Origin of the sequence: Roseibium sp. (assembly GCF_050301095.1) — a bacterium.
Lineage (GTDB): Bacteria > Pseudomonadota > Alphaproteobacteria > Rhizobiales > Stappiaceae > Roseibium.
In genome coordinates, this window is the sequence record NZ_JBNKYW010000040.1 from 52,849 (window position 1) to 78,379 (window position 25,531).

At 61.3% G+C, this 25,531-nt stretch carries 26 protein-coding genes; 6 read left to right on the forward strand and 20 right to left on the reverse strand.

The features are described from left to right. Positions 1-14: 14 nt before the first annotated feature. From ACQY7U_RS02965 to ACQY7U_RS02975, 3 genes are all read right to left on the reverse strand, one after another. Positions 15-1,304 carry a M16 family metallopeptidase gene (locus tag ACQY7U_RS02965; RefSeq protein WP_428641790.1) on the reverse strand — a complete coding sequence of 430 codons (1,290 nt, stop codon included), beginning with the start codon at positions 1,302-1,304 and terminating at the stop codon, positions 15-17. 4 nt (positions 1,305-1,308) lie between these two features. After that, a complete protein-coding gene (gene thrC / locus ACQY7U_RS02970) occupies positions 1,309-2,715 on the reverse strand; it encodes a threonine synthase (protein WP_428641792.1) in 1,407 nt (468 codons plus the stop codon). A 296-nt stretch (positions 2,716-3,011) separates the two neighbouring features. Then, positions 3,012-3,608, reverse strand: a complete 597-nt coding sequence (locus tag ACQY7U_RS02975) for a YqgE/AlgH family protein (protein WP_428641794.1) — start codon at positions 3,606-3,608, stop codon at positions 3,012-3,014. 184 nt (positions 3,609-3,792) lie between these two features. On the opposite strand from ACQY7U_RS02975, the gene ACQY7U_RS02980 reads away from it, so the two are divergent. Then, complete coding sequence (locus ACQY7U_RS02980; protein ID WP_428641796.1) at positions 3,793-4,614, forward strand: protein-disulfide reductase DsbD domain-containing protein; 822 nt, start codon at positions 3,793-3,795, stop codon at positions 4,612-4,614. A 114-nt stretch (positions 4,615-4,728) separates the two neighbouring features. Continuing rightward, positions 4,729-5,217 carry a peroxiredoxin gene (locus ACQY7U_RS02985; RefSeq protein WP_428641798.1) on the forward strand — a complete coding sequence of 163 codons (489 nt, stop codon included), beginning with the start codon at positions 4,729-4,731 and terminating at the stop codon, positions 5,215-5,217. 71 nt (positions 5,218-5,288) lie between these two features. Here ACQY7U_RS02985 and ACQY7U_RS02990 read toward each other — a convergent pair whose 3' ends face one another. The 8 genes from ACQY7U_RS02990 to coxB form a co-directional block, all read right to left on the reverse strand. Next, the gene (locus tag ACQY7U_RS02990) at positions 5,289-6,035 is read right to left on the reverse strand and encodes an SURF1 family protein (RefSeq protein ID WP_428641800.1); all 747 of its coding nucleotides are present in this window, start codon (positions 6,033-6,035) and stop codon (positions 5,289-5,291) included. A 51-nt stretch (positions 6,036-6,086) separates the two neighbouring features. Next, positions 6,087-6,476, reverse strand: coding sequence for a DUF983 domain-containing protein (locus tag ACQY7U_RS02995; protein ID WP_428641801.1), 390 nt, complete (start codon positions 6,474-6,476; stop codon positions 6,087-6,089). Positions 6,477-6,559: 83 nt separating this feature from the next. Beyond that, positions 6,560-7,432 carry a cytochrome c oxidase subunit 3 gene (locus ACQY7U_RS03000; RefSeq protein ID WP_428641803.1) on the reverse strand — a complete coding sequence of 291 codons (873 nt, stop codon included), beginning with the start codon at positions 7,430-7,432 and terminating at the stop codon, positions 6,560-6,562. Positions 7,433-7,484: 52 nt separating this feature from the next. Next, positions 7,485-8,093, reverse strand: a complete 609-nt coding sequence (locus ACQY7U_RS03005; protein WP_428641864.1) for a cytochrome c oxidase assembly protein — start codon at positions 8,091-8,093, stop codon at positions 7,485-7,487. A gap of 7 nt (positions 8,094-8,100) precedes the next feature. Then, complete coding sequence (locus tag ACQY7U_RS03010; RefSeq protein WP_428641805.1) at positions 8,101-8,262, reverse strand: hypothetical protein; 162 nt, start codon at positions 8,260-8,262, stop codon at positions 8,101-8,103. 4 nt (positions 8,263-8,266) lie between these two features. Next, entirely contained in the window at positions 8,267-9,202 is a 936-nt protein-coding gene (locus tag ACQY7U_RS03015) for a heme o synthase (RefSeq protein ID WP_428641807.1), read from the reverse strand. Between the two features lie 148 nt (positions 9,203-9,350). Next, positions 9,351-10,946 carry a cytochrome c oxidase subunit I gene (gene ctaD, locus ACQY7U_RS03020; RefSeq protein ID WP_428641809.1) on the reverse strand — a complete coding sequence of 532 codons (1,596 nt, stop codon included), beginning with the start codon at positions 10,944-10,946 and terminating at the stop codon, positions 9,351-9,353. A gap of 76 nt (positions 10,947-11,022) precedes the next feature. Beyond that, the gene (coxB, locus tag ACQY7U_RS03025) at positions 11,023-11,946 is read right to left on the reverse strand and encodes a cytochrome c oxidase subunit II (protein ID WP_428641811.1); all 924 of its coding nucleotides are present in this window, start codon (positions 11,944-11,946) and stop codon (positions 11,023-11,025) included. Positions 11,947-12,552: 606 nt separating this feature from the next. Between coxB and ACQY7U_RS03030 the strand changes: the two genes are divergently transcribed. Next, the gene (locus ACQY7U_RS03030; RefSeq protein ID WP_428641866.1) at positions 12,553-13,026 is read left to right on the forward strand and encodes an invasion associated locus B family protein; all 474 of its coding nucleotides are present in this window, start codon (positions 12,553-12,555) and stop codon (positions 13,024-13,026) included. 76 nt (positions 13,027-13,102) lie between these two features. On the opposite strand, the gene ACQY7U_RS03035 is transcribed toward ACQY7U_RS03030, so the two are convergent. The 3 genes from ACQY7U_RS03035 to tldD form a co-directional block, all read right to left on the reverse strand. Beyond that, positions 13,103-14,893 carry a monovalent cation:proton antiporter-2 (CPA2) family protein gene (locus ACQY7U_RS03035; RefSeq protein ID WP_428641813.1) on the reverse strand — a complete coding sequence of 597 codons (1,791 nt, stop codon included), beginning with the start codon at positions 14,891-14,893 and terminating at the stop codon, positions 13,103-13,105. A gap of 222 nt (positions 14,894-15,115) precedes the next feature. Then, the gene (locus ACQY7U_RS03040; RefSeq protein ID WP_428641815.1) at positions 15,116-15,736 is read right to left on the reverse strand and encodes an HAD family hydrolase; all 621 of its coding nucleotides are present in this window, start codon (positions 15,734-15,736) and stop codon (positions 15,116-15,118) included. Between the two features lie 13 nt (positions 15,737-15,749). Then, positions 15,750-17,174 carry a metalloprotease TldD gene (tldD, locus tag ACQY7U_RS03045; protein WP_428641817.1) on the reverse strand — a complete coding sequence of 475 codons (1,425 nt, stop codon included), beginning with the start codon at positions 17,172-17,174 and terminating at the stop codon, positions 15,750-15,752. A gap of 304 nt (positions 17,175-17,478) precedes the next feature. Here tldD and ACQY7U_RS03050 point away from each other — a divergent pair, with 304 nt between their 5' ends. Beyond that, on the forward strand, positions 17,479-17,706 hold the full coding sequence (locus ACQY7U_RS03050; protein WP_428641820.1) for a hypothetical protein: 228 nt from the start codon (positions 17,479-17,481) through the stop codon (positions 17,704-17,706). Positions 17,707-17,854: 148 nt separating this feature from the next. After that, positions 17,855-18,076, forward strand: a complete 222-nt coding sequence (locus tag ACQY7U_RS03055; RefSeq protein ID WP_428641821.1) for a DUF2093 domain-containing protein — start codon at positions 17,855-17,857, stop codon at positions 18,074-18,076. A 137-nt stretch (positions 18,077-18,213) separates the two neighbouring features. Here the strand turns inward: ACQY7U_RS03055 and ACQY7U_RS03060 are convergent, their stop codons facing one another. Together ACQY7U_RS03060 and ACQY7U_RS03065 are read right to left on the reverse strand one after the other, a co-directional pair. Continuing rightward, positions 18,214-20,940 (reverse strand): cation-transporting P-type ATPase, encoded by a 2,727-nt coding sequence (locus ACQY7U_RS03060; RefSeq protein ID WP_428641823.1) that lies wholly within the window; start codon positions 20,938-20,940, stop codon positions 18,214-18,216. A gap of 283 nt (positions 20,941-21,223) precedes the next feature. Then, positions 21,224-21,571: a hypothetical protein gene (locus ACQY7U_RS03065; protein ID WP_428641825.1), complete on the reverse strand. Its 348-nt coding sequence runs from the start codon at positions 21,569-21,571 to the stop codon at positions 21,224-21,226. Between the two features lie 205 nt (positions 21,572-21,776). On the opposite strand from ACQY7U_RS03065, the gene ACQY7U_RS03070 reads away from it, so the two are divergent. Beyond that, positions 21,777-22,211 (forward strand): MarR family winged helix-turn-helix transcriptional regulator, encoded by a 435-nt coding sequence (locus ACQY7U_RS03070; RefSeq protein WP_428641827.1) that lies wholly within the window; start codon positions 21,777-21,779, stop codon positions 22,209-22,211. A 30-nt stretch (positions 22,212-22,241) separates the two neighbouring features. Here the strand turns inward: ACQY7U_RS03070 and lpxK are convergent, their stop codons facing one another. Genes lpxK through ACQY7U_RS03090 form a run of 4 tightly spaced genes read right to left on the reverse strand, consistent with a single transcriptional unit; the run spans position 22,242 to position 25,526 of the window. Continuing rightward, positions 22,242-23,264, reverse strand: a complete 1,023-nt coding sequence (lpxK, locus tag ACQY7U_RS03075) for a tetraacyldisaccharide 4'-kinase (RefSeq protein WP_428641830.1) — start codon at positions 23,262-23,264, stop codon at positions 22,242-22,244. Then, entirely contained in the window at positions 23,248-24,567 is a 1,320-nt protein-coding gene (locus ACQY7U_RS03080) for a 3-deoxy-D-manno-octulosonic acid transferase (protein ID WP_428641831.1), read from the reverse strand. The genes lpxK and ACQY7U_RS03080 overlap by 17 nt, the downstream gene beginning before the upstream one ends. Next, positions 24,560-25,258, reverse strand: coding sequence for a lysophospholipid acyltransferase family protein (locus tag ACQY7U_RS03085; RefSeq protein WP_428641833.1), 699 nt, complete (start codon positions 25,256-25,258; stop codon positions 24,560-24,562). The genes ACQY7U_RS03080 and ACQY7U_RS03085 overlap by 8 nt, the downstream gene beginning before the upstream one ends. A gap of 28 nt (positions 25,259-25,286) precedes the next feature. Continuing rightward, the gene (locus tag ACQY7U_RS03090) at positions 25,287-25,526 is read right to left on the reverse strand and encodes a DUF4170 domain-containing protein (RefSeq protein WP_428641835.1); all 240 of its coding nucleotides are present in this window, start codon (positions 25,524-25,526) and stop codon (positions 25,287-25,289) included. Positions 25,527-25,531 lie beyond the last annotated feature (5 nt).

Consider the following 25,531-nt stretch of genomic DNA (forward strand, 5'->3'; position numbering starts at 1 on the left):
CCGCTCCCGCTTGCCTACATGGACGCTGCCCGCAGGGCCGGCCCCTGCTGCAAGCGTTCTGCCAGTTCGCTTGCGGTCATGATGCCCTTCACCGGACCGATGGCGGTCAGGGTCGGAGTGGTGCCGATGAAGGTCTCCTGCGCGACCCGCCTGATGTCGGCTGCGGTAACCGCCTCGATCTTGTCTGAGATTTCGTCCGGCGCCAGAACGCGCCCGTGGACGAGAATCTGCCGTGCGATCTGACCGGCGCGGGCCGCCGGGCTCTCCAGCGCCATCATGAGACCTGCCCGGATCTGGGCACGCGAGCGCGCGACTTCTTCTTCGGTGATGGTGCCGGCGGCGGCCAGAAGTTCGTCCACGATCATCGGCATGAGCGCACCGAGGTCCTCGTGGCTGGTCGCCGCGTGAAGGCCGAACAGGCCCGTGTCGGAAAACGCCCAGTGGAAACTGTAGATGGCGTAGCACAGACCGTGCTTTTCGCGGATTTCCTGGAACAGGCGCGAGGACATGCCTCCGCCCAGAACCGAGGCCAGGATCTGGATCGCGTAGTAGTCCGGCGACTTGTACGGTCGGCCTTCGAAGCCGATCAGGACCTGGGCCTCCATCAGTTCCTTGTCGCGCAGGATTTCGCCGCCGCGGTACCGGGCAGCCGTTTCCGGAGCGGCCGCCTCACTTTCGAAACCGCCGAATTTGTCCCTCGCCAGAGCCACGATTTCATCATGGTCGACAGCACCGGCCGCCGCCAGCACCATGTCGGGAGCCCGGTAACGCTCCGCCAGATAGGTGTTGAGCACATCCCGGTTGAACCCCTGAACCGTTTCCGGTGTACCGAGGATCGGGCGTCCGATCGCCTGGTCCGGCCAGGCGGTCTGCTGGAACAGGTCAAAGGCCTGATCGTCGGGGGAATCGTTTGCCGCGCCGATTTCCTGAAGGATCACATGCTGCTCGCGGGCCAGCTCCTGCGCATCGAAGGTCGAGTTTTTCAGGATGTCCGCCAGGAGGTCGACAGCCAGCGGCACGTCTTCGGCCAGGATCCGGGCATAGTAGTTGGTGTGCTCGATGCTGGTGGAAGCATTCAGCTCCCCGCCCACGGCCTCGATTTCCTCGGCGATGCCGCGTGCACTGCGGGTTTCGGTGCCCTTGAAGGCCATATGCTCCAGAAGATGGGTGATGCCGTTCTGATCGACGGTCTCCGCCCGCGATCCCGTTCGCACCCACACCCCCAGAGCCGCGGTTTTCAAACTCGGCATCCGGTCGGTGACGACCGTCATCCCGTTATCGAGCACAGTTGTTTTTACATCCATATAGTCACACCCCAGCGGTGACGGCTCGGGCGTGGTCTTCGATGAATCGCTCCACCACGTCCTGTTCTGCCGCCAGAACCTGCTGGCGCTCCTCCGCAGTCATCATTTCTTTCAAGTATTCAGGCAATTGCGGCCGCACGCCAGCGGCTTTTTCAACCGCATCCGGAAATTTGGCCGGATGCGCGGTGCCCAGGACCACCATCGGGGTCGACCCGTCGTCGTGATCCTTCGCGACATGCACGCCGATCGCGGTATGCGGGTCCAGAAGATAGCCTGCGTCCTTCCAGACCCTTGCGATGGTCGCCGCTGTTTCCTCTTCGTTGCAACGGCCGGCGCCAAAGCTGGCCCGGATTTCCTCGTATGGCGCCGCCTCGATGGTGAAGCTGCCGGACTGGCCGAGCTGGTTCATCATCCGGCGAACCGCCTCGCCGTCCCTGCCGCACACCTCGGCGAGAAGCCGTTCGAAGTTCGACGAGACCTGGATATCCATCGACGGGGAAATTGTCGGCGTGACGCCCCGCTTCTCATAACGCCCCGTTTCCAGCGTGCGTGTGAGGATGTCGTTCACATTCGTGGCCACGACAAGCTTTTCGACCGGCAGTCCCATTTTCATCGCCGCATAACCGGCGAAAATGTCGCCGAAGTTGCCGGTGGGCACGGTGAAGGAGATCTTCCGGTGCGGCGCGCCGAGCGCGGCGCCCGCCACGAAATAATAGACGATCTGCGCCACGATGCGCGCCCAGTTGATCGAGTTGACGCCGGACAGCGCCACCCGGTCGCGGAAGGCGAAGTGGTTGAACATGCCCTTGATGATGGCCTGGCAATCGTCGAAATTCCCGGTCAATGCAAGCGCATGGACGTTGTCCTCCGACGGCGTCGTCATCTGGCGCCGCTGGACGTCGGAAACCCGTCCGTCCGGGAACAATACGAAAATGTCGGTCCGTTCACGGCCCCGGAACGCTTCGATCGCCGCACCGCCGGTATCACCGGACGTCGCACCGACGATGGTCGCCCTGAGGCCGCGCTCGGCCAGAACGTAGTCCATCATCCGGCCGAGCAGCTGCATGGCCACATCCTTGAAGGCCAGCGTCGGGCCGTGGAACAGCTCGAGAATGAAGGTATTGGAGCCTGTCTGGACCAGAGGCGTGACGGCCGGATGCCGGAAACCGGCATAGGCATCGTCAATCATGGATTTCAGGTCCGCTTCCGGAATGGCGTCGCCGATGAAAGGCCTGATGACCGTGAAAGCGACTTCCGCATATGGCTTGCCCGCAAAGGACGCGATGGTATCGGCATCGAATTGCGGCCAGCTTTCGGGAAGATAAAGTCCGCCGTCGCGCGCAAGACCCTGCAGCAGGACATCGGAAAATTCCAGGACTGGCGCCTCGCCGCGCGTACTGCTGTATTTCACTGCGTCACTTCCCCTTCTTCACCTTTCAGCAATTCCGTGTTCCGTCAGCTGCTTCCGGTCCGCCTCGCCTTGGAGCCGGCCGCCTTTCATGGCCCTGACCATGAACGTGACCGCAAGCGCGGGTGTCCTCGGTCCAGGCCGGCCAGTCGAACCTCCAGCCTACTTGAAACCCGGCGAATTTGAAACAAACCATGCCATTGATGCGACTTACGCGCCATAACATTCAAGCGCAAGTCGCTTTTGGCGAAATCAATGACCATGGCCGGACAGAAACAGGCGGAAAATGGCAATCGGGGTCAGGCGTGCCCTGCGTCGGAATAGAGCATTGCCGGATCGATTCCCAGTGCGCCGAGCGCGCGGTGCCACTTCGATTCCGAATCCGGGTCGAACAGGATGTCCGGATCGGCTGGCGCAGTCAGCCAGCCATTGGCCTGGATCTCGTTTTCCAGCTGCCCCGGCGCCCAGCCGGCGTAACCGAGTGCCAGCATCGCATGCGACGGCCCGACACCCTGGGCAAGCGCCCGCAGGATTTCAAGCGTTGCCGTGAGGCAGATGCCGTTGCCGATCTCCAGCGTCGACTGGGTGAGCATGAAATCGTTGCTGTGCAGCACGAACCCGCGCTCAACCTCCACCGGACCGCCCTTGTGAACGTTCATGCCACGAATACTGTCCGGCAGCCGGATCGCGTCGTCATCGTTGACGATATCGAGTTGGATGAGGAGGTCTTCAAGGGAAAGGTGGCGGGCAACCTGGTTCACCACCAGCCCCATCGCGCCCTGGTCTGAATGAGAGCACACATAGATGACGGAGTGTTCGAACCGGCTGTCGGCCATGCTCGGCATAGCAATCAGAAACTGGCCTTCGAGGGAGTCTGTTGCTTCGGTTCCGGCCATGCGTACCTCGCTCTTGTGTGGCGCCCTGTGCCTCCGGGAAAAAAAGCATAGCCCCTTTGATGAGGTTTGTTAATGGCAGTTCGGGAGAGCCGGTTCACTTCTCACCCTGCGGTCACGAGGTTATGACCGGACGCGCCGTTTCCCGCCGGTGACGTGCGGGCCAAACTCGTGTAGCACGGTTGCCATGAAACGAGTTGCTCTTTTCCTCTCCCTTGCGCTTATCGCGATTTCCTCTCCTGCCCGTGCCGCCACGACGGACTGGGTGGAGGTTCAGGGCGGCGCCGTCCGCCTCGTTGCAACCGGCCCGCTGGAAAGCGGGAAATACCTTGCCGGTCTCGAATTTCTCCTGGAGCCGGGCTGGCACACGTACTGGCGCTATCCGGGCGAAGCAGGCATTCCCCCGCAGATTTCCTTTCCCGGGTCGGTGAACCTCGGCCAAACGGAGATTCTCTACCCGGTTCCGCAGCGGTACGATGACGGTTTCACAAAGTCGATCGTCTATTACGACGGCATCATCCTGCCGATGAAGGTCACGCCGGAAGCACCGGAAAAGGGCGTTTTGCTCTCGCTCGACGTGTTCTTCGGCATCTGCAAGGAAATCTGCATTCCTGCGGACGCTTCCCTGTCGCTGCCCCTTGAACCGCAAGGCGAGACGGACGAGCTGGCAGCCAGGCTCATTGCCCGCGATCTTGCCATGGTTCCGACAAGCGGCGAGACCGGCGGGCTGAGCATCGGGACGGTAACCCTGTCCGGCAACGGCGGAAGCCTGGTTATCGAGACGGAAGCGCCGGAAAACACCACTCCCGATCTTTTTGCCGCTGCCCCGGGACCATCCTACATCGGCCTTCCCGAACTCGATCGAAACGACGGCGGTCGGGCCGTCTGGCGGCTGCCGCTCAAGGGACTGGCGGTCGCGGAAGACGACGACCAGCTCCGGCTCGTCCTTGCGGCAAATGGTAAGGCCGTGGTGCGCCTTGTCACCATTGATCCAAGCTGGCTGAAATAACGTATATCCCCGAACTTGCTGGCGAGTCTTGAATTTGCTTTCAACGGCCGCCACTTGGCAATTGCTGCTCATTGGTCCGGCTGACTCCACAGCCGGCATAAAAGGAAGAAATGAATGACACTCAAGGTTGGAGACCGCCTCCCGGAGGCAACGTTCAAGACCATGACCGCTGACGGTCCGGCCGAAATGACAACGGGCGATCTGACGGATGGCAAGACCGTCGTGCTTTTCGGCGTCCCAGGCGCCTTCACCCCGACCTGCCACCAGAACCATCTGCCGGGATTTGTCGAGCACGCGGAAACGCTGAAGGACAAAGGCGTCGATGAAATCGCCGTGGTCTCCGTCAACGACGTGTTCGTCATGGACGCCTGGAAGCAAGCGACCAACCCTGCCGGCAACATCACGTTCCTGGCTGATACGGCGGCCGAATTCGTGCAGTCGGCGGGTCTCGGCCTCGGTCCGGTTCCGATCTTCGGACACGTCCGGTCGCAACGCTTTGCCTTGATCGTGAAAGACGGCGTGGTGACGTTCCAGGCTGTTGAAGAACCCGGTGGCGGAACCGCCAAAACCGGAGCGGCCGCCATCCTCGAAGCGCTTGGCTGACGGCGCTTCGACACTCTCCAACCGCCAGACGCGGCCCTTGAGAGGGCCTGTTCTGTGGCCCTGAAAACCCGTTAGTGTTTACGGGGCCACAGGACACTGGCCGCGTAGGTCAGGAAGACCCCGATCAGGGTTGCGGCCAGTCCGAACCATGTCAGCGCATATCCCAGGTGATCGTTCTTGAAGCGAACGATGGTTTCCCCCGCCTCCGGCAGACCGCCGGGCGGCGTAAAATCCGCATCGAGGTCGATGCTGTAGGGTGCCAGTTCATTGGCGTCCAGGCCAAGGGCCGCTCCCATGGCCTCCGTGTCGCGCGCGAACCAGAGGTTCTTGCCAAGATCGGGCTCAGGTGTCGTCCAGTTCGGTTTTTCGCTGAGGCGCAGAAGACCCGTCACCTCAATCTCTCCTTCCGGCGGAACGAGGGCCCGGCCACGCCTATCCTCGGGCAGGTCCTGGGGAAGGAAACCGCGGTTGAGGAGCACTGTCCAACCCTCTTCGGTCCTGAAGGGCGCATAGGCGAAGACCCCCGGTCCGCCATAGTCGCCGGTCGGCTTTGTCAGGGCGACATAATAGAAAGCCGCTCCTTCAAGAAATCTTCCGCGCACCCTGACGCGCCTGTAGTCGTCCGCTGCGGAGATTTCCTTCCACTGGGAAGGCACGGGCGCCGCAACCGGTTCTTTTGTGATCCCCTCTTCCACCTGGGCAATTAGCCGTTCCTTCCAGGCCAGGCGGTCGAGCTGCCAGAAACCGAGGTTCAACAGTACGAACAACGCCGCCCCCGCGGCGATCATCGGAATCAGGAGTTTGCGAATCGGGTTCATGGGCAGGCGGAATTTCCTTTTGGAGACCAGTCTGGAGCAAACGGCGGCCCGTCAGCTTCCCTGGCCGTCGTCCAAACGGCCTTCCTCGGCCTTGTGCCGGAACTGGAGGGCGATCATCAACCCCTTCAGCGGTCGCAAGACCGCGGCCGACAGAATGACGGTCAGCGGCAGCCACAGGACAAGATGCACCCAGATCGGCGGCTGGTAGCTCAGCTCCACAAACAGGACCAGCCCGACGACGATGAAACCGACGATCATGATAACGAAGACCGCAGGCCCGTCGCCGCTGTCGGCAAAGGAATAGTCCAGCCCGCAGGCCATGCAGGACTTCTTCACGCTCAGGAACCCGTCGAACAGCTTTCCCTGACCGCAGCGCGGGCATTTACCGGAGAGTCCTGCCGGAACCGGATTGACCGGGGGAAAATGAGCCTTGTCTTCCATGTCCTGCCTCCTGAGGGGCTGATGAAACGAAAGCGCCCGATCCGTCAGGGGACCGGGCGCAATCGGTAACCTTTGGCCGTGCCTTAGTGGGCGGCGGGTGTGCCTGCGCCCCAGATGTAGATGGAGACGAACAGGAACAGCCAGACAACGTCAACGAAGTGCCAGTACCAGGCAGCCGCCTCGAAGCCGAAATGCTGCTTCGGCGAGAAGTGGCCGGCCAGTGCGCGCAGCAGGCAGACGAGCAGGAAGATGGTTCCGACGATGACGTGGAAACCATGGAAGCCGGTCGCCATGAAGAAGGTCGCGCCGTAGATGTTGCCACCGAAATCAAAGGCCGCGTGAGCATACTCGTAGGCCTGGCAGATGGTGAAAAGCACTCCCAGGATCACGGTCAGCGTCAGGCCCCATTTCAGGCCTTCACGGTCATCGTGCAGCAGGGCGTGGTGTGCCCAGGTGACCGTGGTGCCGGAGCACAGCAGGATCAGCGTGTTGAGCAGCGGCAGGTGCCACGGATCGAAGGTTTCGATGCCTTCCGGGGGCCAGTGGCCGCCGGTGGCCTCAACGCGTGCGAACTGGATCGCTTCGCCGGTGAACAGGGACGCATCGAAATAGGCCCAGAACCAGGCGACGAAGAACATCACTTCGGAAGCAATGAACAGCAGCATGCCGTAGCGCAGATGCAGGGAAACGACGCGCGTGTGGTAACCGGTGTGTGCTTCACGGATGGTGTCACGCCACCAGCCGAACATCACGTAAAGAACGACCAGAAGACCGATCGCGAACAGGCCCCAGCCCGTCAGATCCATGCCGAAGAGGACAAATTCCTTGTCCTGCGCGGCTTTCATGAAGCCGATGGCTCCAATCGCCATAACGAATGCACCGATGGACCCAAGAAAAGGCCACGGGCTCGGATCCACCAGGTGGTAATCGTGGTTTTTGGTATGTGCCTCAGCCATCGGCAAGCTCCCCAAAGACAGTCATCTCAAGCGCGGATTTCGCGCCAATCACTTACAGTTTCGTTTCAGCTTCGGGCTTTTCCGCCCGGGCTGCAACAGGTCGTTCCGGTTGTTCAACCGGGAAGAAGGTGTAGGACAAGGTGATTTCCTTCACGTGTTTCAGTTCGGGATCCTTGTCCATGTCCGGGTCGACGAAAAAGACGACCGGCATTTCTACGCTTTCACCGGCTTTCAGCGCCTGTTCGGTAAAACAGAAGCATTCCAGCTTGTTGAAATAGATACCGGCCGTCGGCGGCGACACGTTGAATGTGGACGTGCCCACGGTCGTCTTCGAACCGGTGTTGGTTGCCTCGTAATGAATTTGGGCCGTCTCGCCCATCCTCATCGTTACCGAGCGCTGCCCCGGTTTGAACTTCCAGGACAGCTCATGGTTCACATTGCCGTCGAAGCGGACGGTGATTGTCCGGTCGATGACAACATCGCTGGCGGCCTCGGCGACCTGAGTCGTCCCCCCGAAACCGGTCACGCTGCAAAACAGGTTATAAAGCGGCACGGCAGCATAAGCCGCGCCGATCATGCAGACGAACACACTGGCGCAGACGACAGCGACCTTGCGGTTGCTTTTCGACAGTTCCTGCGTGTTCCTTGCGTTGCTCACGATCGTCTCCTCACAGCGGCCGGTTCAGGACGCCGGGCCCGAGCTTGATGATGGTGACGACATAGAAGAGCACGACCAATGCGCCGAGCACGGCGGCAATCGCGAGCGAACGCGACCGGCGTTTCTTCTTCTGCTCTTCCGTCAGTGTGATGCCCTTGTCTTCTTCAACCATGGCCTCAGGCTCCCGCCAGCAGGCTTTCGCCCAGAAGCAGGGCGAACAGCATGAACAGATAGAAGATGGAGAACTTGAACAGGCGCCAGCAGGCGGCCTTTGCCGGATCGCCTTCGCGCTTGCGCCAGACGTCGGCCGACAGGCCCACGAAGATCAGGCCGAGGACCGCGGAGGCAACCCCGTAAACCGGGCTTGCGAAACCGAGCAGGAACGGGGCCACGCCGACCGGCGCAAGCAGGATCGAATAAGCCAGGATATGATGGCGCGTGGTTGTTTCACCTGCCACCACCGGCAGCATCGGGATCTTTGCGGCCTTGTAGTCGCCGTTCTTCACCAGTGCCAGTGCCCAGAAATGCGGCGGGGTCCACATGAAGATGATCCCGAACAGCACGAAGCTTTCCAGGCTGACTCCGCCTGTGACCGCTGCCCAGCCGACCATGGGCGGGAATGCGCCGGCCGCGCCGCCGATGACGATGTTCTGCGGCGTCGAGCGCTTTAGCCACATCGTATAGACGATCACATAGAAGAAGATGGTGAAGGCCAGGAACGCCCCGGCGAACCAGTTGACCACGAGCCCGAGGGTGACCACGGAGCCGACGGACAGGGTGATGCCGAATGCAAGCGCCTCGTCCGGGGTGATCTTTCCGGCCGGGATCGGGCGTTTTTTGGTGCGCGACATGACCTCGTCGATGTCGGCGTCATACCACATGTTCAGGGCGCCGGACGCCCCCGCTCCGATGGCGATACACAGGATCGCGACCGCGCCCAGCACCGGATGCAGGGATCCGGGCGCCAGCATAAGGCCGACAAAGGCGGTGAAGATCACCAGCGACATCACACGCGGTTTCAGGAGCGCCACGAAGTCGCTCACCGATCCCATTCCGCCGTTCCAGACGGCGGTGTCCTGGTCCATCATATCCTGGCGCTCAACGAGCGACATGGGCGCGTCCTTTGAATTCTTTATCTGTCTCGCGCATTCGACACGCGCTTGAGCTCAAAGCTCCGACAGTCTGTTTTCGAGTGCGCACCGCGCCGGAAACCGGCGCGGTGCGAATTTTGGCCGGAGGGCCGGACCCCTCCGCCGCGGATCACTTGATGCGCGGCAGGGTTTCGAACTGGTGGAACGGCGGCGGAGACGGCAGCGTCCATTCCAGCGTCGTTGCTCCTTCACCCCACGGGTTGTTGCCGACAACGCGCTTCTTGGAGAAGGCTTCGACGATTCCGAAGATGAACACCAGGACCGCAAAGGCCGAGATGTAGGAGCCGATGGAGGAAACGTAGTTCCAGCCGGCCAGCGCATCGGGGTAGTCGACATAGCGGCGCGGCATGCCGTTCAGGCCCAGGAAGTGCTGCGGGAAGAACACCAGGTTCACGCCAACGAAGGTGATCCAGAAGTGAGCCTTGCCGATCGTCTCGTTGTACATGTAGCCGAACATCTTCGGGAACCAGTAATACCAGGCAGCGAAGATCGCGAACACGGCGCCCAGCGACAGAACGTAGTGGAAGTGAGCCACAACGTAGTAGGTGTCGTGGAACGCGCGGTCGAGACCGGCGTTGGCGAGCTGCACACCCGTCACACCGCCGACGGTGAACAGGAAGATGAAGCCGATCGCCCACACCATCGGCGTCCGGAACTCGATGGAACCGCCCCACATGGTGGCAATCCAGGAGAAGATCTTCACGCCGGTCGGAACTGCGATCACCATGGTGGCCGCAACGAAGTAGGCCTGGGTCTCGGAGGACATGCCGACGGTGTACATGTGGTGCGCCCACACGATGAAGCCGACGACGCCGATGGCGACCATGGCGTAGGCCATGCCCAGGTAACCGAAGATCGGCTTGCGGGAGAAGGTGGAAATGATGTGGCTGATGATGCCGAAGCCCGGCAGGATCAGGATGTACACTTCCGGGTGACCGAAGAACCAGAACAGGTGCTGGAACAGGATCGGGTCGCCGCCGCCGGACGGATCGAAGAAGGTGGTACCGAAGTTACGGTCCGTCAGAAGCATGGTGATGGCGCCTGCCAGAACCGGCAGGGACAGCAGCAGCAGGAACGCGGTGATGAGCACGGACCAGGCAAACAGCGGCATCTTGTGCATGGTCATGCCGGGGGCACGCATGTTGAAGATGGTCGTGATGAAGTTGATCGCACCGAGGATCGACGAGGCACCCGCGATGTGCAGGGACAGGATTGCCAGATCCATTGCCGGGCCGGGCTGTCCGGACGTGGAGAGCGGCGGATAGATCGTCCAGCCACCACCGACGCCGTTTCCTCCCGGAGGCCCTTCAACGAAGAGCGAAAGCAGCAGCAGCAGGAAAGCCGGCGGCAGCAGCCAGAAGGAGATGTTGTTCATCCGCGGGAACGCCATGTCCGGCGCACCGATCATGATCGGCACGAAGAAGTTGGCGTAACCGCCAATCATGGCCGGCATGACCATGAAGAAGATCATGATAAGGCCGTGTGCGGTGGTGAACACGTTGAACAGGTGCGCATCACCGAAGATCTGCATTCCCGGTTCCTGAAGTTCCATCCGCATGCCGACGCTGAGCGCGCCGCCCACGATCCCGGCAAAGATCGCAAAGAATAGATACAACAGGCCGATGTCTTTGTGGTTGGTCGAATAGACCCACCTGCGCCATCCGGTCGGATGGTCATGTGCCGCATGTGCTTCGGTAGCAGCCATTTTGGGCTCCCTCTTTAAACGTTCTCAGCGGCGCTGCGTGTCATCGCGCGCATCGCCAAATGGGCTCGCCGCCGCGTTACTTCGCGGCGACGGAGATTTCTTCAAGCTTGCCGGTAGCGACCTTCTTGCCGGTCACGATGGCAGCCCACAGATCCTTGTTCGCAGTCTCCAGATCGTCCTGGGCGGCAGCGGCCCAGCTCTGGAACTGTTCCTTGGAAACCACGCGGATCGCGATCGGCATGAACGCGTGATCCTTGCCGCACAGCTCGGAACACTGGCCGTAGTAGACGCCTTCCTCGCGGGCATGGAACCAGGTTTCGTTCAGTCGGCCCGGAACGGCATCGATCTTGACCCCGAAGGCCGGCATTGCAAAGGCGTGGATCACGTCCTCCGAGGTCACCTGGACCCGGACGGTGGTGTCAACCGGAATGACGACTTCATTGTCGACCGCCAGAAGACGCGGCACTTCGTTGAGCGTCACGCCACGTGCCTCGGCGACCGCCTGACGTTCGTCATTGGCGACCATCAGCGAGTCAAAGGAAAGCTCGCCCATGTTCTCGTCGGTGTATTCGTAACCCCAGTACCACTGGAAGCCGGTGGCCTTGATGGTCATTTCGTATTCCGGGATGTCGAGCTGCTTGTAAAGCAGGCGGAACGACGGAATGGCGATCACGACCAGGATCAGGATCGGCGCGATGGTCCAGACCACCTCGATCATGGTGTTGTGCGACGTGCGGGACGGCACCGGGTTCGCCTTGGAGCTGAACCGCGTCATGCAGACGATCAGCAAGCCCAGAACGAACAGCGTGATGACCGTGATGATCACCAGCGTGAAATTGTTGAACCAGTGGATGTCGTCGAACACATCCGTAACGGAGCTCTGAAATCCGAGCTGCCATTCTTTCATGCCGGACTCGGCCGCCAGAGCCGCAGTGGACACTCCAGCAAAAGTCGCCGCCGTTCCGGCCACAGTCATGAGACGCTTGAAGATTGACTTCACGTCCGCGCTCCCTTCCCTCAGCCGCGTGAAAAAGCGGCACATGCAAAATACCGGACCCCAGATCCGGTTCAATCCGAATGCGGCAGTAGCGGGCTTGGCGTCGCTTCGCAAGCCTATTCTGCCTGATCCGGGCATCCTTCATGATTGTCAGATGGCCGGACTATAACCACAAACTGCTGCAAAGGGCGATGGTCACCAGCGGGCAGAGCGTCGATGTGCCGCATCACCTTTCTGACAGCTTCGTGCCGCACAAAAACCACAAGACTGGCCGGGCTGCAACGGAATTTCCAACATTTCACGGCCTTGCTGCTCCCCGAGGCGATTGATCAAGGTCAAGGACAGGCCGATTTTCGACAAGAATTCCGTCTAATCATGCTTTCCCCGCCGTGCTCAGACTGGAAAGACGCGCCGTTGTGCGGCAATGTCTGGCCGGGAAAACACCATGATTCGCAGACTTGGCCGCATGTCTCCCGCAGCCGGGCTCTGAAAGGATCGGACACCGATTGACTGGAGGATTTCTTGTCAACCCAATTGCCGCAGTCCCCTTCCGCCCGCCCGGCAGGACGCTTCACAAAGTCATTGCTCAAATACGCTGCCGTCGCGGGAATCGTTTTCGGCAGCCTTGCCCAGACCGCACTTCCCGCAAGCGCTCAAGGGGAAGTCCGCTCCACGCACGGGGACTGGCAGATGCGCTGCGACACGCCGCCGGGCGCCGCCAGCGAGCAATGCGCGCTCATTCAGAATGTCACGGCCTCGGACCGGGAGAACGTCGGCCTGTCGGTGATCGTTCTGAAAACCGCCGACAAACAGGCCCGCATCCTCAGGGTTCTGGCGCCTCTCGGCGTGCTTCTGCCCTCCGGACTGGGGCTCAAGGTCGACAATGCCGACATCGGCCGCGCCGGTTTCGTCCGCTGCCTGCCGAATGGCTGTATCGCCGAGGTGATTCTCGAGGACGAGCTGTTGACCAAACTGCGGGCGGGCGCTCAGGCGACCTTCATTATCTTCCAGACCCCCGAGGAAGGAATCGGCATTCCGATTTCGCTCAACGGATTTTCGGCCGGCTACGACGCCCTGCCCTGACCGGCGCAGACAGTCGGGAGCATCCAGGAAGGCGCCGGAGACGGCGCCTTTATTTTTTGGGGGCTGTTTGCCGGGACTATTCTGCCGGAATGTCTTCCGCATCCTTGTCCGCCGGCTTGCGGGGCGTCACCCTGTGAAGCTTGTCAGCGCCGGCGAATATGCCTTCCTGAAGCTGCAGCGCAAGCCGTTCCTCGTCCCGGAAGCGGACATCTTCCTCGATTTGGTCGATCCGGTTCAAAGGCGTTCCGAGCGCCTCCAGCGCGGCGCGACCGAAGACCACGCTCGATTCGAAGGTTTCGCGGATCTGGAAGTCGACGCCGCGCTTGGTGAGATCCAGCGAATGGGCCCGGTCCGTCGCGCGGCAGAAGATCAGCGCATCCGGGAACCCTTCGCGCACCAGGTCGATCGCTCTTGCCATCACCTTGTCGTTCTCGATGCACATGGCCACGAGGGCAGCCTTGCCGGCGCCGGCCGCGGCCAGGACATCGGCCCGGGTCGCATCGCCGTAATAGACCTTGTAGCCCTGCTTGCGGGCATAGGCGATCCGGTCCGGACGGTTGTCGATGGCCGTGATCTCCAGGCCTTCCGAGGTCAGAAACTGGGCGACGACCATGCCGAACCGGCCAAACCCGACGACCAGCACGGTGGGCGTTGCTTCCTCAAAGCTCTCGATCGACGGGTTTTCCACGCCGCTGGCCTTCACACGTTCGGCGAGCGCTTCCAGCCCCAGGCAGGCAACGGGCGTGAGCAGCATCGTCAGAATGACGACAGCGGTCAGAAGATTGGCAGTCTGGTAGTCCAGCAGCCTTTCGCTGACAGCTGCGGTGAAAAGAACGAAGGCGAATTCCCCGCCCTGCGGCAGGGTCACGGCAATGCGCAACGCATCGGAATTCGGCGATCCCGTGACCCGCGACAGGCCCCAGAGGTACAGCCCTTTCAGCCCCATGACGATCGCAACGCCTGCCGCGACAGTCTCCCAGTTCTCCATGACCAGGTAGAAATCGAGCGACATGCCGACCGCGACGAAGAACAGTCCCATCAGAAGGGAGCGGAACGGCTCGATGTCGGCTTCAAGCGTATGCCTGAAACTCGATTCGGCCAGAAGCACGCCGGCCAGGAATGCACCAAGGGCCATGGAAAGCCCGACCGCATGCATGATGCCCGCGCTTCCGAGCGCGACCAGCAGGGCGGCGGTCAGCATGACCTCCCTTGCCCGGCTTGCCGCCAGGAGCAGAAAGACCGGAGATATCAGATAGCGCCCGGCCAGGATCACGGCAGCAACCGCCGCCAGGACGATGACCATTTCGCTCGCCATGTCGGTGGCGGTCGCCGGTCCCTCTCCCTGGGCCAGAACAGCCACCATGGCCAGAAGCGGCACGATGGCAATGTCCTGCAGAAGCAGGATGCCAAAGGCCCGCTGACCGTAAGCGGACGACAATTGTCCGCGCTCCTGAAGGATCTGCAGAGCAAAGGCGGTGGAGGACAGGGCAAGGCCGAACCCGGCCACGAGTGCGGTCGAATAGGGATATCCCGCCCAGCGGGCGACGGCGTAGAACGAAATACCCGTCACCATGACCTGCGCAGTGCCCAGGCCGAAAATATCCCGCTTCATCCGCCAGAGCTTTTGTGGATCGAGTTCGAGACCGATCACGAACAGGAGCAGAACCACACCGAGTTCCGCCACATGTAACACGTCCTCACCCGATCCCAGGAACTGGAACCCGTGCGGCCCGATGACGGCACCCGCCGCCAGATATCCGACCACGGACCCGAGACCCAATCGCTTGGCAATCGGCACGGCCACAACCGTAGCCGCCAGGAACACAATCGCTTCAGCAAAAAACGGGGGTGCCCCTTCCGCAGCCATCCTGTCTCCTTCATTGACCGTCCAAATGTTCCACACCGGAATGTGCGAAACATGGTTTCCGGTCAGCATAGCAAAGATTCTGCTTCGGACCGGCTTCAATTACAGCATTTCCGGCAAGAAAACGCTTTAATTTCAATCAAAGAACGCTTTTTGGGCAGGAAACCGCATGATCCGGTCAACCGCCCGGCATTCCGGCAGGACTGCGGGGTTCCCCAACAGGTCTCAAATCAGCTCGTGACGCCCCAGGAAAGACCGGAAATCCTCGTAGGTCGTATAGACGTGCCCCACCAGTCCGGCTTCCTCGGCGCCCCGCACATTCGCTTCCTTGTCGTCGATGAACGCGCTCCGCTCGGGTGCGTGACCGTATTTCCCGCAGATGCGCCGGTAGATCTGGGGATCGGGCTTGCGAACCTTGAATTCCGCCGAGACATGCGCCTTTTCACCGAAGATCTCGATCATTTCCGGCGCGCAGTCGGGCAGAACCGCCTTCAGCATCATGCCGTTGTTGGTGAGCATCGCGACATCGGCTCGTGTCTTCACCTGCCGGACCAGATCCAGAACGTCCGGCCGCGGCCGCATCATCCTGCGGTGTATGTCTGCCCAGGTCTCGAAATCGATCGGGTAGTCAAGCAACTTGCCGAATTGCTCGAGATAGCCTTCCGCCGTACCGGGATTGCCGGCCTCCGCTTCCGCCTCATGCGGTCCACCCCAGACCGCCGCATCGATTTCCGCCGCCGGCCTGCCGGTGAGTTCCTCCAGAAGCTTGAGGCGGACCTGCGGATCCCAGTCATAGAGCACCTCGTTCATGTCGAAGACGACAAATTCGATAGCACCCATGATCATGCCTCGCGTCCGGTCAGACGGCGGTGCCGCCGATGGTCATCCCGTTGATGCGCATGGAAGGCTGGCCAACCCCCACCGGCACGCCCTGCCCCTGCTTGCCGCAGGTTCCCATGCCCGGGTCGAGTTTCATGTCATTGCCGATCATCGTGACGCGGGTCAGCGCGTCCGGGCCGTTGCCGATCAGCATCGCGCCCTTGATCGGCGCACCGACCTTGCCGTTTTCCACCCGGTAGGCCTCGGTGCAGGAGAAGACGAACTTGCCGGAGGTAATGTCTACCTGCCCACCGCCGAAGGACACCGCATAGATGCCATCCTTGACGGATGCCAGAATTTCATCCGGTTCCTTGTCGCCGGCCATCATGACCGTGTTGGTCATGCGCGGCATCGGAATATGGGCAAAGGACTGGCGGCGGCCGTTGCCGGTCGGCTCCATGCCCATCAGGCGGGCGTTCTGCCGGTCCTGCATGTAGCCCTTCAGGATACCGTCCTCGATCAGCACGGTCCGGTTGGCCGGAGTACCTTCGTCGTCGACCGTCAGCGAACCGCGCCGGTCGGGAATGGTGCCGTCATCGACAATCGTCACGCCGGGGGCGGCAACACGCTCACCCATCAAGCCGGCGAAGGCGGAGGTCTTCTTGCGGTTGAAGTCGCCTTCAAGCCCGTGCCCGACCGCCTCGTGCAGAAGAATGCCCGGCCAGCCCGGGCCCAGCACCACGTCGAACGTTCCGGCCGGGGCCGGCACAGCTTCCAGGTTGACGAGAGCCTGCCGAAGAGCTTCGTCCACGCCGCCCTGCCAGTTTTCCGTCGTGATGAAGCGCTCGAAACCTTCGCGGCCGCCACAACCGAAGGAGCCGCTTTCCTGTCGCTCGTCGTTGCCGGCCACGACGGAAATGCTCATACGCACCATCGGGCGCACGTCGCGCACGAGGTGACCGTCCGCACGCAGGATCTCCACTACCTGCCAGGAGCCCGCCAGTGACGCGGACACCTGACGGACGCGCGGGTCCTTTGCCCGTGCATAGGCATCGATTTCCTGAAGCAGCTTGACCTTGTCCTCGAAGCTCGGTCCGCCGAGCGGATTGGCGTCGGTGTAAAGCGACTGGTTGGTGCGCGCGGGCGCCGCCGCATAGCTGCCCGAATATCCGCGCTTGACCGCGCTGACCGCATCCGCCGCGCGCTTCAGGGCGCCTTCGGAAATATCCCCCGCATGAGCATAGCCGGCGGCTTCACCGGCCACCGCCCGCAGACCGAAACCCTGGGCCGTATCGTAGTTGGCCCCTTTCAGGCGGCCGTTGTCGAAAACCAGCCCTTCTGTCTGGCGGTATTCGACAAAAAGCTCCCCGTCATCGGCCCCCGACAGGGCCTCTTGCGTAATCTTCTTGGCCGCCTCCAGTCCGAGACCGGAAGATTCGATAAGGTCAGTCGTGGAAAGGGTCATTTGCGTGTCCTGATTGTGTCCGGCCGGAAGAAGCCGTTTATTGCCGCCGGAGCCGGCGGTGAATTCCCCGAATTATCCCCAACATAGGGTTTTTGGCGCACAATTCACCCTAAAACCCCGGAATTCCACTTGCGAATTTCTAACTTGACAAAAATACTCATATTTAGTTGCGTCGCCATGCGTCTTGAAGTGATCCGCGTAAACCCCCTCGGCAGGAAACTGCCGGCAAGAACCCGGCGGACACTGTGCCTGCCCGGGCTCTCTTGAAACAAACAGATAACCGCAAAACACTCCGGGTGCACGAATGTCCTCATCTGACGAACTGCCACATCCCCTGACCTTTCACGCCATTGCGGCGGCCCGCGGCGACGGGCTTCATCCGCGGCTCGCCGAAGAGCTCGCCAGGACCGGACGGGTGTCAGGTCCGCCTGCCCCATCCGAACAGACCGGCGAAAACGTGGTCCGGCCCGTTTTCGGATCCGCCAAAGGCAAAACGGAGACGGAGGTTCAGAAAAATGCCAAGCGGCGCTGACCGGCGCCCGCCGATGGACCGGGCCGGACAAGTGAATGGAAAAGAACGGTCTTCCGGCGTAGGATGCGGGAGGCTTGCCCTCAAACCGTGTTTTGGCCTAGAAGAGCGGAGCCTTTGAACAGGTCGAAGGCCTTCCGGAACTAAAGTGATGATGAACCGCTACGAAAACCCGCGTATCCCCACCGAAGCCCGTGTCCGCTATCTGGACGGCGACTATCAGGTGGAAACACCGGGAACATTCGTGCGCTGCTCGGTCACTGGTACCGCCATTCCGCTCGACGAGCTGAAATACTGGTCCGTCGAGCGCCAGGAAGCCTATGTCGACGCAAAGGCGTCCATGAAGCGCTATCTTGAGACGAGATCCGCATAGGCCGGGTTTTCCTGCAGATTATGCCGGTTTGATCCGAAAGGGCATTCCTCGTGATGCCTTTGCATGGCCTCTTTGCATTATGCCGTTAAAGCCGTCCTGAGGGCCACCTGGTACCGGCGGTGCTCAACACCTCCCAGTCAAGATGCGATTTCTTGAGAGTTCGTGCGCTGCCGGCGTAACGTTAGCCGCATTTGTTTCTCCGATTCCAGAAGTGCAAAGAAGGCACACCCGATTGCCACGATCACGATGCCATCCTTCAAAGGCACGCCTTGCGTCCCTAGTAGAGCCTGCAACGGCGAAAAATAGGTGATCGCGAATTGCGCCCCGGTAACCGTCAGTACGCACACCCAGACAACGGGTGTCCCCTTGGCAGCGTTCCAGGTAAGCGAAGTGCTGTGAAGATTACGTATGAAGAACAGGTGGAAAATCTCGAGCACGACAAGCATGTTCATTGCCATCGTCTGCGCTAGTTCGGTGGGGTAGCCGAGGTCGGTCGCGTAGAAGAAGACACCGAAGACCGCCGCAAGAAACAGGGTCGAGACGAGCACGATATGCCAGACAAGCTCACCCGATAGCAGCGGCTCGTTGCGCGGCCGGGGCGGGCGTCGCATCGTTCCAGGTTCCGATGGTTCGAAGGCAAGCGCAAGGCCAAGCGTCACGGCGGTAATGAGGTTGACCCACAGGATCTGCACCGCCGTGATCGGCAGTGCCATTCCTGCGAAGAGCGCGACGATGATGGTCATCGCTTCGCCGGCATTTGTGGGTAGGGTCCAGCTGAGGACTTTCTTGATGTTGTCGTAAACAGTGCGCCCTTCGCGCACCGCAGCCGCGATAGACGCAAAGTTGTCGTCGGCGAGCACCAGCTCCGAAGCCTCCTTGGCGGCCTCGCTTCCCTTCAGCCCCATCGCTACCCCGGCGTCGGCGCGCTTGAGTGCCGGCGCGTCGTTCACCCCGTCTCCAGTCATCGCAACGGTCAAGCCGCGGGACTGCAGCGCGGTAACGAGACGCAGCTTGTCGGCGGGGGAAGTACGCGCAAAGATGTCCGTTTCAATCACCGCTTCGGCCAGCGCGGCATCGTTCATCATTGCAATATCCGCCCCGGTCAGAACGCGATCTGCATTCTGCAGCCCGATCATGCCGCCAATGGCGCGGGCCGTCGCCGCATGATCTCCGGTTATCATCTTCACTCGGATACCGGCGGCATGGCACTCGGCCACGGCCTCGATGGCTTCCGTGCGCGGCGGATCAATAAGTCCGATCAGGCCAATGAGGGTGAGCTGACCGGATACATCAGCGGTGTTCAGGACAGTATGATCCTGGGCAACGCTCCGCACAGCGACTGCGATGACGCGCTGCCCCTCTGCGGCCAGATCCTCCACAAGCCTCTGCCAAAGGTTCTCGTCGAGCGGCTCCGTCGCGCCGTCGGCAGAGCGTTGGTTCGCACTGAGCGCAAGAATTGCCTCGGGTGCCCCCTTGACGTGAATGCAGGCATGCCCCGTGTGATCGTGATGAAGAGTAGCCATATAGCGATGGGCGGAGTCGAACGGGATGGCGTCGGTACGGGTCCACTGACGGTATGGATCAGGGCCATCTCCCGAGATCTTTCCGGCGAGCGCCATGAGGGCACCCTCCATCGGGTCCCCTTCAACGCGCCAGCCGTCCTGCGACGCGCGAAGGACGGCATCGTTACAAAGTGCCGAGGCGCGAGCGAATTCAAGGAGCACCGTGTGCTGATCGGGATGAGCATCGGCGTCGCGCCAGCGGATCGCGCCCTCGGGTGCGTAACCGGTTCCATCAATCGAGTAAATGTGTTCTGCGGTGGCCAGTGAGGCCGCTATCATCTCGTTTCGTGTCAGAGTGCCGGTCTTGTCCGAGCAGATGACGGATACGGAGCCCAGTGTTTCGATTGCCGGCAGACGGCGGACGATGGCGTTGCGCCGCGCCATCACTTGCACACCGACGGCGAGGGTTATGGTGAGCACCGCCGGCAGTCCTTCCGGGATTGCGGCGACCGACAAACCTACGACGGCCATGAAGAGCTCCGCAAACGGTAGATGGCCGACATAATAACCGTAAGTCAGAAGTATCGCGGCAACGAGCAGGATGAAGACCGTGAGCCAGCGGGCAAAGCGGTCCATTTGCGTGACAAGGGGTGTGGTAAGCGTCTCTACACGAGAGAGCATGCTGCTGATGCGGCCGATCTGGGTTGAGGAGCCTGTGGCAGTGATCACGCCGCGTCCCGCGCCCGCGGCAACCAGGGTGCCGGAATAGAGCATAGACGTTCGATCACCAAGCGCAGCGTCCCGAGGAACCGGTGCCGTACCTTTCTCGACGGGCACGGATTCTCCGGTCAGGATTGCTTCTTCGGCCTTCAGCCCCCGCGCCTCTATCAGCCTCAAGTCTGCGGGCACCCGGTCGCCTGCCTCGACCAGAACGATATCGCCCGGCACCAGTTCTGCCGCGTCGACACTTTGCCGCCTGCCATCGCGCATCACCGCGGAGCGAGGTGCCAGCATGGAGCGAATTGCATTCATCGCCTGCTCGGCGCGTCCCTCCTGAATGAAGCCGATAATGGCGTTGACGATAATCACCGCAAGAATGACGCCGGTATCCACCCAGTGCTGCAAGACTGCTGTGACCACGGCAGAGGCGATCAGGACATAGATCAACACGTTGTTGAAATGCGACAGGAACCGCAGAAACGGATTCTGCTTTTTGGGTTCGGGAAGGCGGTTCGGCCCATGTGCGGCAAGACGACGAGCGGCCTCTTCTGTCCTGATGCCTTTTTCGTCGACGCCAAGTGCCTCGAGAGCAGCTATCGCGTTGACCGCGTGCATGTCGCCGCTTGATGCGTGGTCGCTCATCCAGCCCCCCGCTCACGAGCTGCAGAAGAAGTGCACGACCAGTAGAGTACCGATGCAGTGGCAGTCCAAATCGGGGAACCCAAGGTTGCCGAATGGACACGTCCCATTTCCCTTGCCGTGCTCGCGGCCATTTTAATCGCCTTTTCATCGGGTTAGGTCTGACACGACGTGATCTAGCACACCCAGGACGGATCAGACAGGGCATAATGAAGCCCTGCCTTCGCCGGTGAGTGACCGCAATCAGGATTTCTGACCGGACGGGTAACCAGGAAATGATGCAGACTTACACTTGGCGAGCTCCAACCGGCCGGGCACGCCGCCGGGAAAGCGCAAGCCCGTCGCGCATGTTCAATCCCAGAAGGCTGATGTTCACGGCCCCGGCCGTCATTTCCAGCACCTGGACCAGATAGAACCAGACATCCAGACTGTCAGCCTGTGCCTTCATCGCCAGGAAGAATGCGGACGGCAGCAGGATCAGAAGGCCGTTGGCAGCGACGGCTTTCATGCGCATCTGCTTGCGCGTGATTGAGCTTCCTTTCCACCCCTTGCCCAGAACCGCTCCGGAAATCCCCGTCACCGCAAGCGAAGGCACCAGAGCGAGCATTGCCCACAAAACAGCTGTTTTCACCACGGCAACGGTCTCTGGACTTCCGAAAACCTCCACAAGCAGAGATGAGGTCCAAAAAGTGGAAATCAGCAGGAGAGCCGACCCTCCTGCGAATGCGTGTATCCATTTCAACATTTGTCGCACTCCTTACATAGCTTGCTATCTTTTTACATAGCATGCTATCCAATATCATATTGCATAGCATGCTATCAACCCTTAGTTTTCCCGCATGACTTTCCGGAAAAACACGTCGGCAGGCTTTCTTGCCAATCACATGGCGCGGCTCTTCGCCAATGCGCTTCACAGGAAGATCGCCCCACTCGATCTTGCGCCCGCGCAATTCATGACGCTGCTTGAGTTGTGGACGGAGGAAGGCGTAACCCAGCGGGACCTGATGACGCGGCTCGACGTCGAACAGGCCACGATGGCAAACACCCTGTCACGCATGGAACGGGATGGCCTGATCACCCGCAAGCCGCATCCGGAGGACCGGCGGGCCCAGTCCGTCTGGCTGACGCAAAAAGCGCGCGCCCTGGAAAAACCGGCCAAGGAGGCCGCCATGGCGGTCAATGCCTCGGCGCTACAGGGACTTTCTCCGGAAGAAGTGGCCCAGTTCCTTCAGATGATGAACCGGGTTGCCGCGAACCTTCGCAAGTCCGGCTAACGCAGGTGCCCGCGTTTTGCTCACACAGGCTTAGAAGTGAAAACTGCGTTTGCGCAGACTTTCCTTCACCAGACCGATCAGGCGGTCTTCGTCGTTTATTTCCATCGCCACGTCGAGGACCTCTGTCCTGGAGCTGATCCAGCGGAACATTTCCTCGCCGCGCGTTGCCAGCCGCGCCATATCCTTGGCGGTGGTCACGAGCTGCAGCCCTTCTTCTTCCGCCTCCACCATCAGCGTCTGGACTTCCGCTTCCGTGTAACGGTGATGATCGGCGAACCCCCGTGTCCGTTTAACGTCGTACCCCAGCAACTTCAACGAAGCGAAAAACTTGTCCGGCCGGCCTATCCCGGCGAAGGCGAACAGCTTCTGCCCGCCAAGGGCCTCGTTCATCTGAGGACGGATATGGGCGTGAAGGATCGGCAGGGCCCTGCGCCCGGCAAGATGGGCGGCTTCCTCGGCCGCGTCTCCGTCGCCCACCAGTATGAGGCAATCGGCCTTCAGGATCTGCTTGCCGGCGGGCGCCCTGAGGGGACCGGCGGGAAAACAGAAGCCGTTGCCGAACCCCACGCTGCAATCGACAAGCAGCAGGCTGAGATCCTTGGCCAGCGACGGGTTCTGGAAACCGTCATCCATGAGCAGCACATCGATCGGCTGCCCCTCGGCAAGCCTGGCACCGGCCGGACGGTCCGCGGAAATGATCGTCGGTGCATGCTCTGCAAGCAGCAGCGCCTCGTCACCGACATCGGCCGCTCCATCAACACCGGGCTCGACCAGCAGGGGACCTTTCTTCCGGCCGCCATAGCCGCGCAGGAGAAATCCGGGCCGCAGTCCCTCTTCGCGCAAGCGCTTCGCCAGAGCGATTGCAAAGGGGGTCTTCCCCGTGCCGCCGACGACGAAATTGCCGATGCAGACGACCGGCAGTTTCGACCTGGATTTCGCAGACGCCATCAGCCGCCGTCCGGCAACGTTTCCGTAGATCCATGCCAGTGGCGACAGGAGAACGGCCTTGAGCGACAGACCCGGTTGCCACCAGAAATCAGGAGCCTTGCTCACGTCCCGCCTCCGGCGCTCCGCCACGAGCTTCTCCCTTCAACAGCGGCTGCAGGAGCTGCAGCGTTTTCTGAAGCGCTCCCCGTCCGGCCTCGACAATCGCACGGGCTCTTGCCGCCTGTTCGCCCGCCTTCTCCGGCTTTTTCAGCAAACCTGCGACACGTTCGGCAAGATCTTCCGGTTCGCCCGCTTTCAGGGCAGCATCGCTGATCCAGAAGTCCTTGTAGACCGCGCGCGCATTGGCAACGTTCGGACCGGTGACCAGGGCGGACCCGGTCAGGGCTGCCTCGACCGGGTTATGTCCGCCGGCATCGTTGAACGAGCCGCCTAGAAAGGTAACGGGAGCCAGCTTGTAGAAAAGTCCCATCTCGCCGAGCGTGTCTCCGAGGAAAACGTGCGTTGAAGCCTCGATCCGCTCGCCCGAACTGCGACAGACCGTCTCCAGCCCATATTGACCGCACATGTCGACAATGTCATCCGCACGGGCGGGGTGGCGCGGAACCAGGATCAGCAGCAGGTCCGGAAAGTCCTGCCGCAACTTCCCGAACGCCTCCAGAGCTATCTCGTCCTCACCCGGATGGGTCAGCGCGCTCAGCCAGACGGGGCGACCGCCGATCTGTGCCTTCAACGCCGAGATTTCCTTCTCATCCGCAACCGGTTCCGAAGCGTCGAACTTCAGGTTTCCCGGCGTCTCCACCCTTGTGCACCCGAGTTGCCGGAACCGCTCCGCATCGGCGGCACTTTGCGCCAGGACCGCATGAAGGCATCCGAAGAGATAGTGCGCGACGCCCGGAAACCGTGCCCAGGCGCGATGGGACCTGTCGGACAGCCTGCCGTTCAACAGGACGAAGGGCACCTTGCGGGACCGCAATTCATCGAACAGGCATGGCCAGATTTCCGATTCCACCACCATGGCAAGATCCGGTGCCCAGTGTTCGAGAAAACGGTTCAGCGGCCCGGGTGCATCGAACGGTACGAATTGATGCAAGGCCCCCTGCGGCAGCCGCTGTCCGGCGAGGTCCGCGGCCGTAACTGTCACTGTTGTCAAAAGAACCCTGCACCCCTGCGCCGACAGGGCCTCGATCAGTGGCAGGACCGACATGGTTTCACCGACGCTGGCGGCATGGATCCAGACAAGACGGCCTTCTGGGCGCGGTGTTCCCGTGCGCCCGAAACGCTCGCCCTTGCGGGCTGGAATTTCCTTGCCGGCCCGGCAGCGGAGCCGGAACAGAAGATGAAACAGGGGCGTCAGAACCCGTGCCAGGCCCCGGTAGGCTTTTATCAGGAAGGGTTTCCGGTCAGCCATCCGACCGGCCGACCAGCTCATAGGCATGCCGGGTGGCAGCGTTGAGGCCTTCCTCAACCTGAAGACGATAGGCTTCCAGCGCATCGTCGTCGGTGTCCGACGGCACCCAGATCAATTCGCCCACGGCGATCCCGCCGCGCCCGAAGGGCAGGTTCACACTCGCCTTGTCCCAGCTGTCCAGTTCCTTCGAACGGCTGGTCGCGACCGCGACGGGCAGGATCGGCCGGCCGGAATGCTTGGCAAGCTGCACGATGCCGATGCCGGACTTGCGCGCCGGCCCCTTGGGCACATCGGCGGTCATCGCGATGGAATAGCCCTCCTTCAGCGCTCGCAGGGCCTCGATGAAGCCGCGCATGCCACCACGCTTCTTGATCTGACGGGCATTCTGTCCGCCGGAAGCCCGGATCAGACCGAGCCCGAGCTTGCGCGCCGCCACCGCGTTGACCTCTCCGTCCGCAGACCGGGAGATCATCACCTTGGCGGGCCAATGAGCGGGCTTGGCAAAGGGCACCATGAAATGCTGTCCATGCCACATGGCAACGATCACCGGCAGATGCTGCGCGGTTTTCTCGTGAACACCCTCGGGGGCCACGACAAAGCGATTCGTGTGATAGACCAGTTTGAGATAGCCGGCGAGCGCGGTGCCCACACCTGACAGGACCCAGGGATGGCGGCCAAGGCGTTTGATCATAATGCTTTCGCCCGAGAGACGTGCCAGGTCAGGATGCCGTTTCCGGATCCAGCAAACGGTGCATGTGAACGATGAAATAGCGCATATGTGCGTTGTCGACGGTGGCCTGGGCCTTGGACTTCCAGGCCTTGTAGGCTTCGGCGTAGTTCGGATAGATGCCGACGATGTCCAGTGCCTCCAGATCCCGGAAAGTCAGTCCTTCCGGGGTTTCCAGTTCACCGCCAAACACCAGATGCAGAAGCTGTTTCGGGGTGTCGGTTTCAGTCATGAACA

Coding starts and splice junctions, on each gene's coding strand:
- ACQY7U_RS02965 (WP_428641790.1), bottom strand. CDS start 1,304: ATGGATGTAAAAACAACTGTGCTCGATAACGGGATGACGGTCGTCACC.
- ACQY7U_RS02975 (WP_428641794.1), bottom strand. CDS start 3,608: ATGGCCGGAACCGAAGCAACAGACTCCCTCGAAGGCCAGTTTCTGATT.
- ACQY7U_RS02980 (WP_428641796.1), top strand. CDS start 3,793: ATGAAACGAGTTGCTCTTTTCCTCTCCCTTGCGCTTATCGCGATTTCC.
- ACQY7U_RS02985 (WP_428641798.1), top strand. CDS start 4,729: ATGACACTCAAGGTTGGAGACCGCCTCCCGGAGGCAACGTTCAAGACC.
- ACQY7U_RS02990 (WP_428641800.1), bottom strand. CDS start 6,035: ATGAACCCGATTCGCAAACTCCTGATTCCGATGATCGCCGCGGGGGCG.
- ACQY7U_RS02995 (WP_428641801.1), bottom strand. CDS start 6,476: ATGGAAGACAAGGCTCATTTTCCCCCGGTCAATCCGGTTCCGGCAGGA.
- ACQY7U_RS03000 (WP_428641803.1), bottom strand. CDS start 7,432: ATGGCTGAGGCACATACCAAAAACCACGATTACCACCTGGTGGATCCG.
- ACQY7U_RS03010 (WP_428641805.1), bottom strand. CDS start 8,262: ATGGTTGAAGAAGACAAGGGCATCACACTGACGGAAGAGCAGAAGAAG.
- ACQY7U_RS03015 (WP_428641807.1), bottom strand. CDS start 9,202: ATGTCGCTCGTTGAGCGCCAGGATATGATGGACCAGGACACCGCCGTC.
- ctaD (WP_428641809.1), bottom strand. CDS start 10,946: ATGGCTGCTACCGAAGCACATGCGGCACATGACCATCCGACCGGATGG.
- ACQY7U_RS03035 (WP_428641813.1), bottom strand. CDS start 14,893: ATGGCTGCGGAAGGGGCACCCCCGTTTTTTGCTGAAGCGATTGTGTTC.
- ACQY7U_RS03040 (WP_428641815.1), bottom strand. CDS start 15,736: ATGATCATGGGTGCTATCGAATTTGTCGTCTTCGACATGAACGAGGTG.
- tldD (WP_428641817.1), bottom strand. CDS start 17,174: ATGACCCTTTCCACGACTGACCTTATCGAATCTTCCGGTCTCGGACTG.
- ACQY7U_RS03050 (WP_428641820.1), top strand. CDS start 17,479: ATGTCCTCATCTGACGAACTGCCACATCCCCTGACCTTTCACGCCATT.
- ACQY7U_RS03055 (WP_428641821.1), top strand. CDS start 17,855: ATGATGAACCGCTACGAAAACCCGCGTATCCCCACCGAAGCCCGTGTC.
- ACQY7U_RS03060 (WP_428641823.1), bottom strand. CDS start 20,940: ATGAGCGACCACGCATCAAGCGGCGACATGCACGCGGTCAACGCGATA.
- ACQY7U_RS03070 (WP_428641827.1), top strand. CDS start 21,777: ATGACTTTCCGGAAAAACACGTCGGCAGGCTTTCTTGCCAATCACATG.
- ACQY7U_RS03080 (WP_428641831.1), bottom strand. CDS start 24,567: ATGGCTGACCGGAAACCCTTCCTGATAAAAGCCTACCGGGGCCTGGCA.
- ACQY7U_RS03085 (WP_428641833.1), bottom strand. CDS start 25,258: ATGATCAAACGCCTTGGCCGCCATCCCTGGGTCCTGTCAGGTGTGGGC.
- ACQY7U_RS03090 (WP_428641835.1), bottom strand. CDS start 25,526: ATGACTGAAACCGACACCCCGAAACAGCTTCTGCATCTGGTGTTTGGC.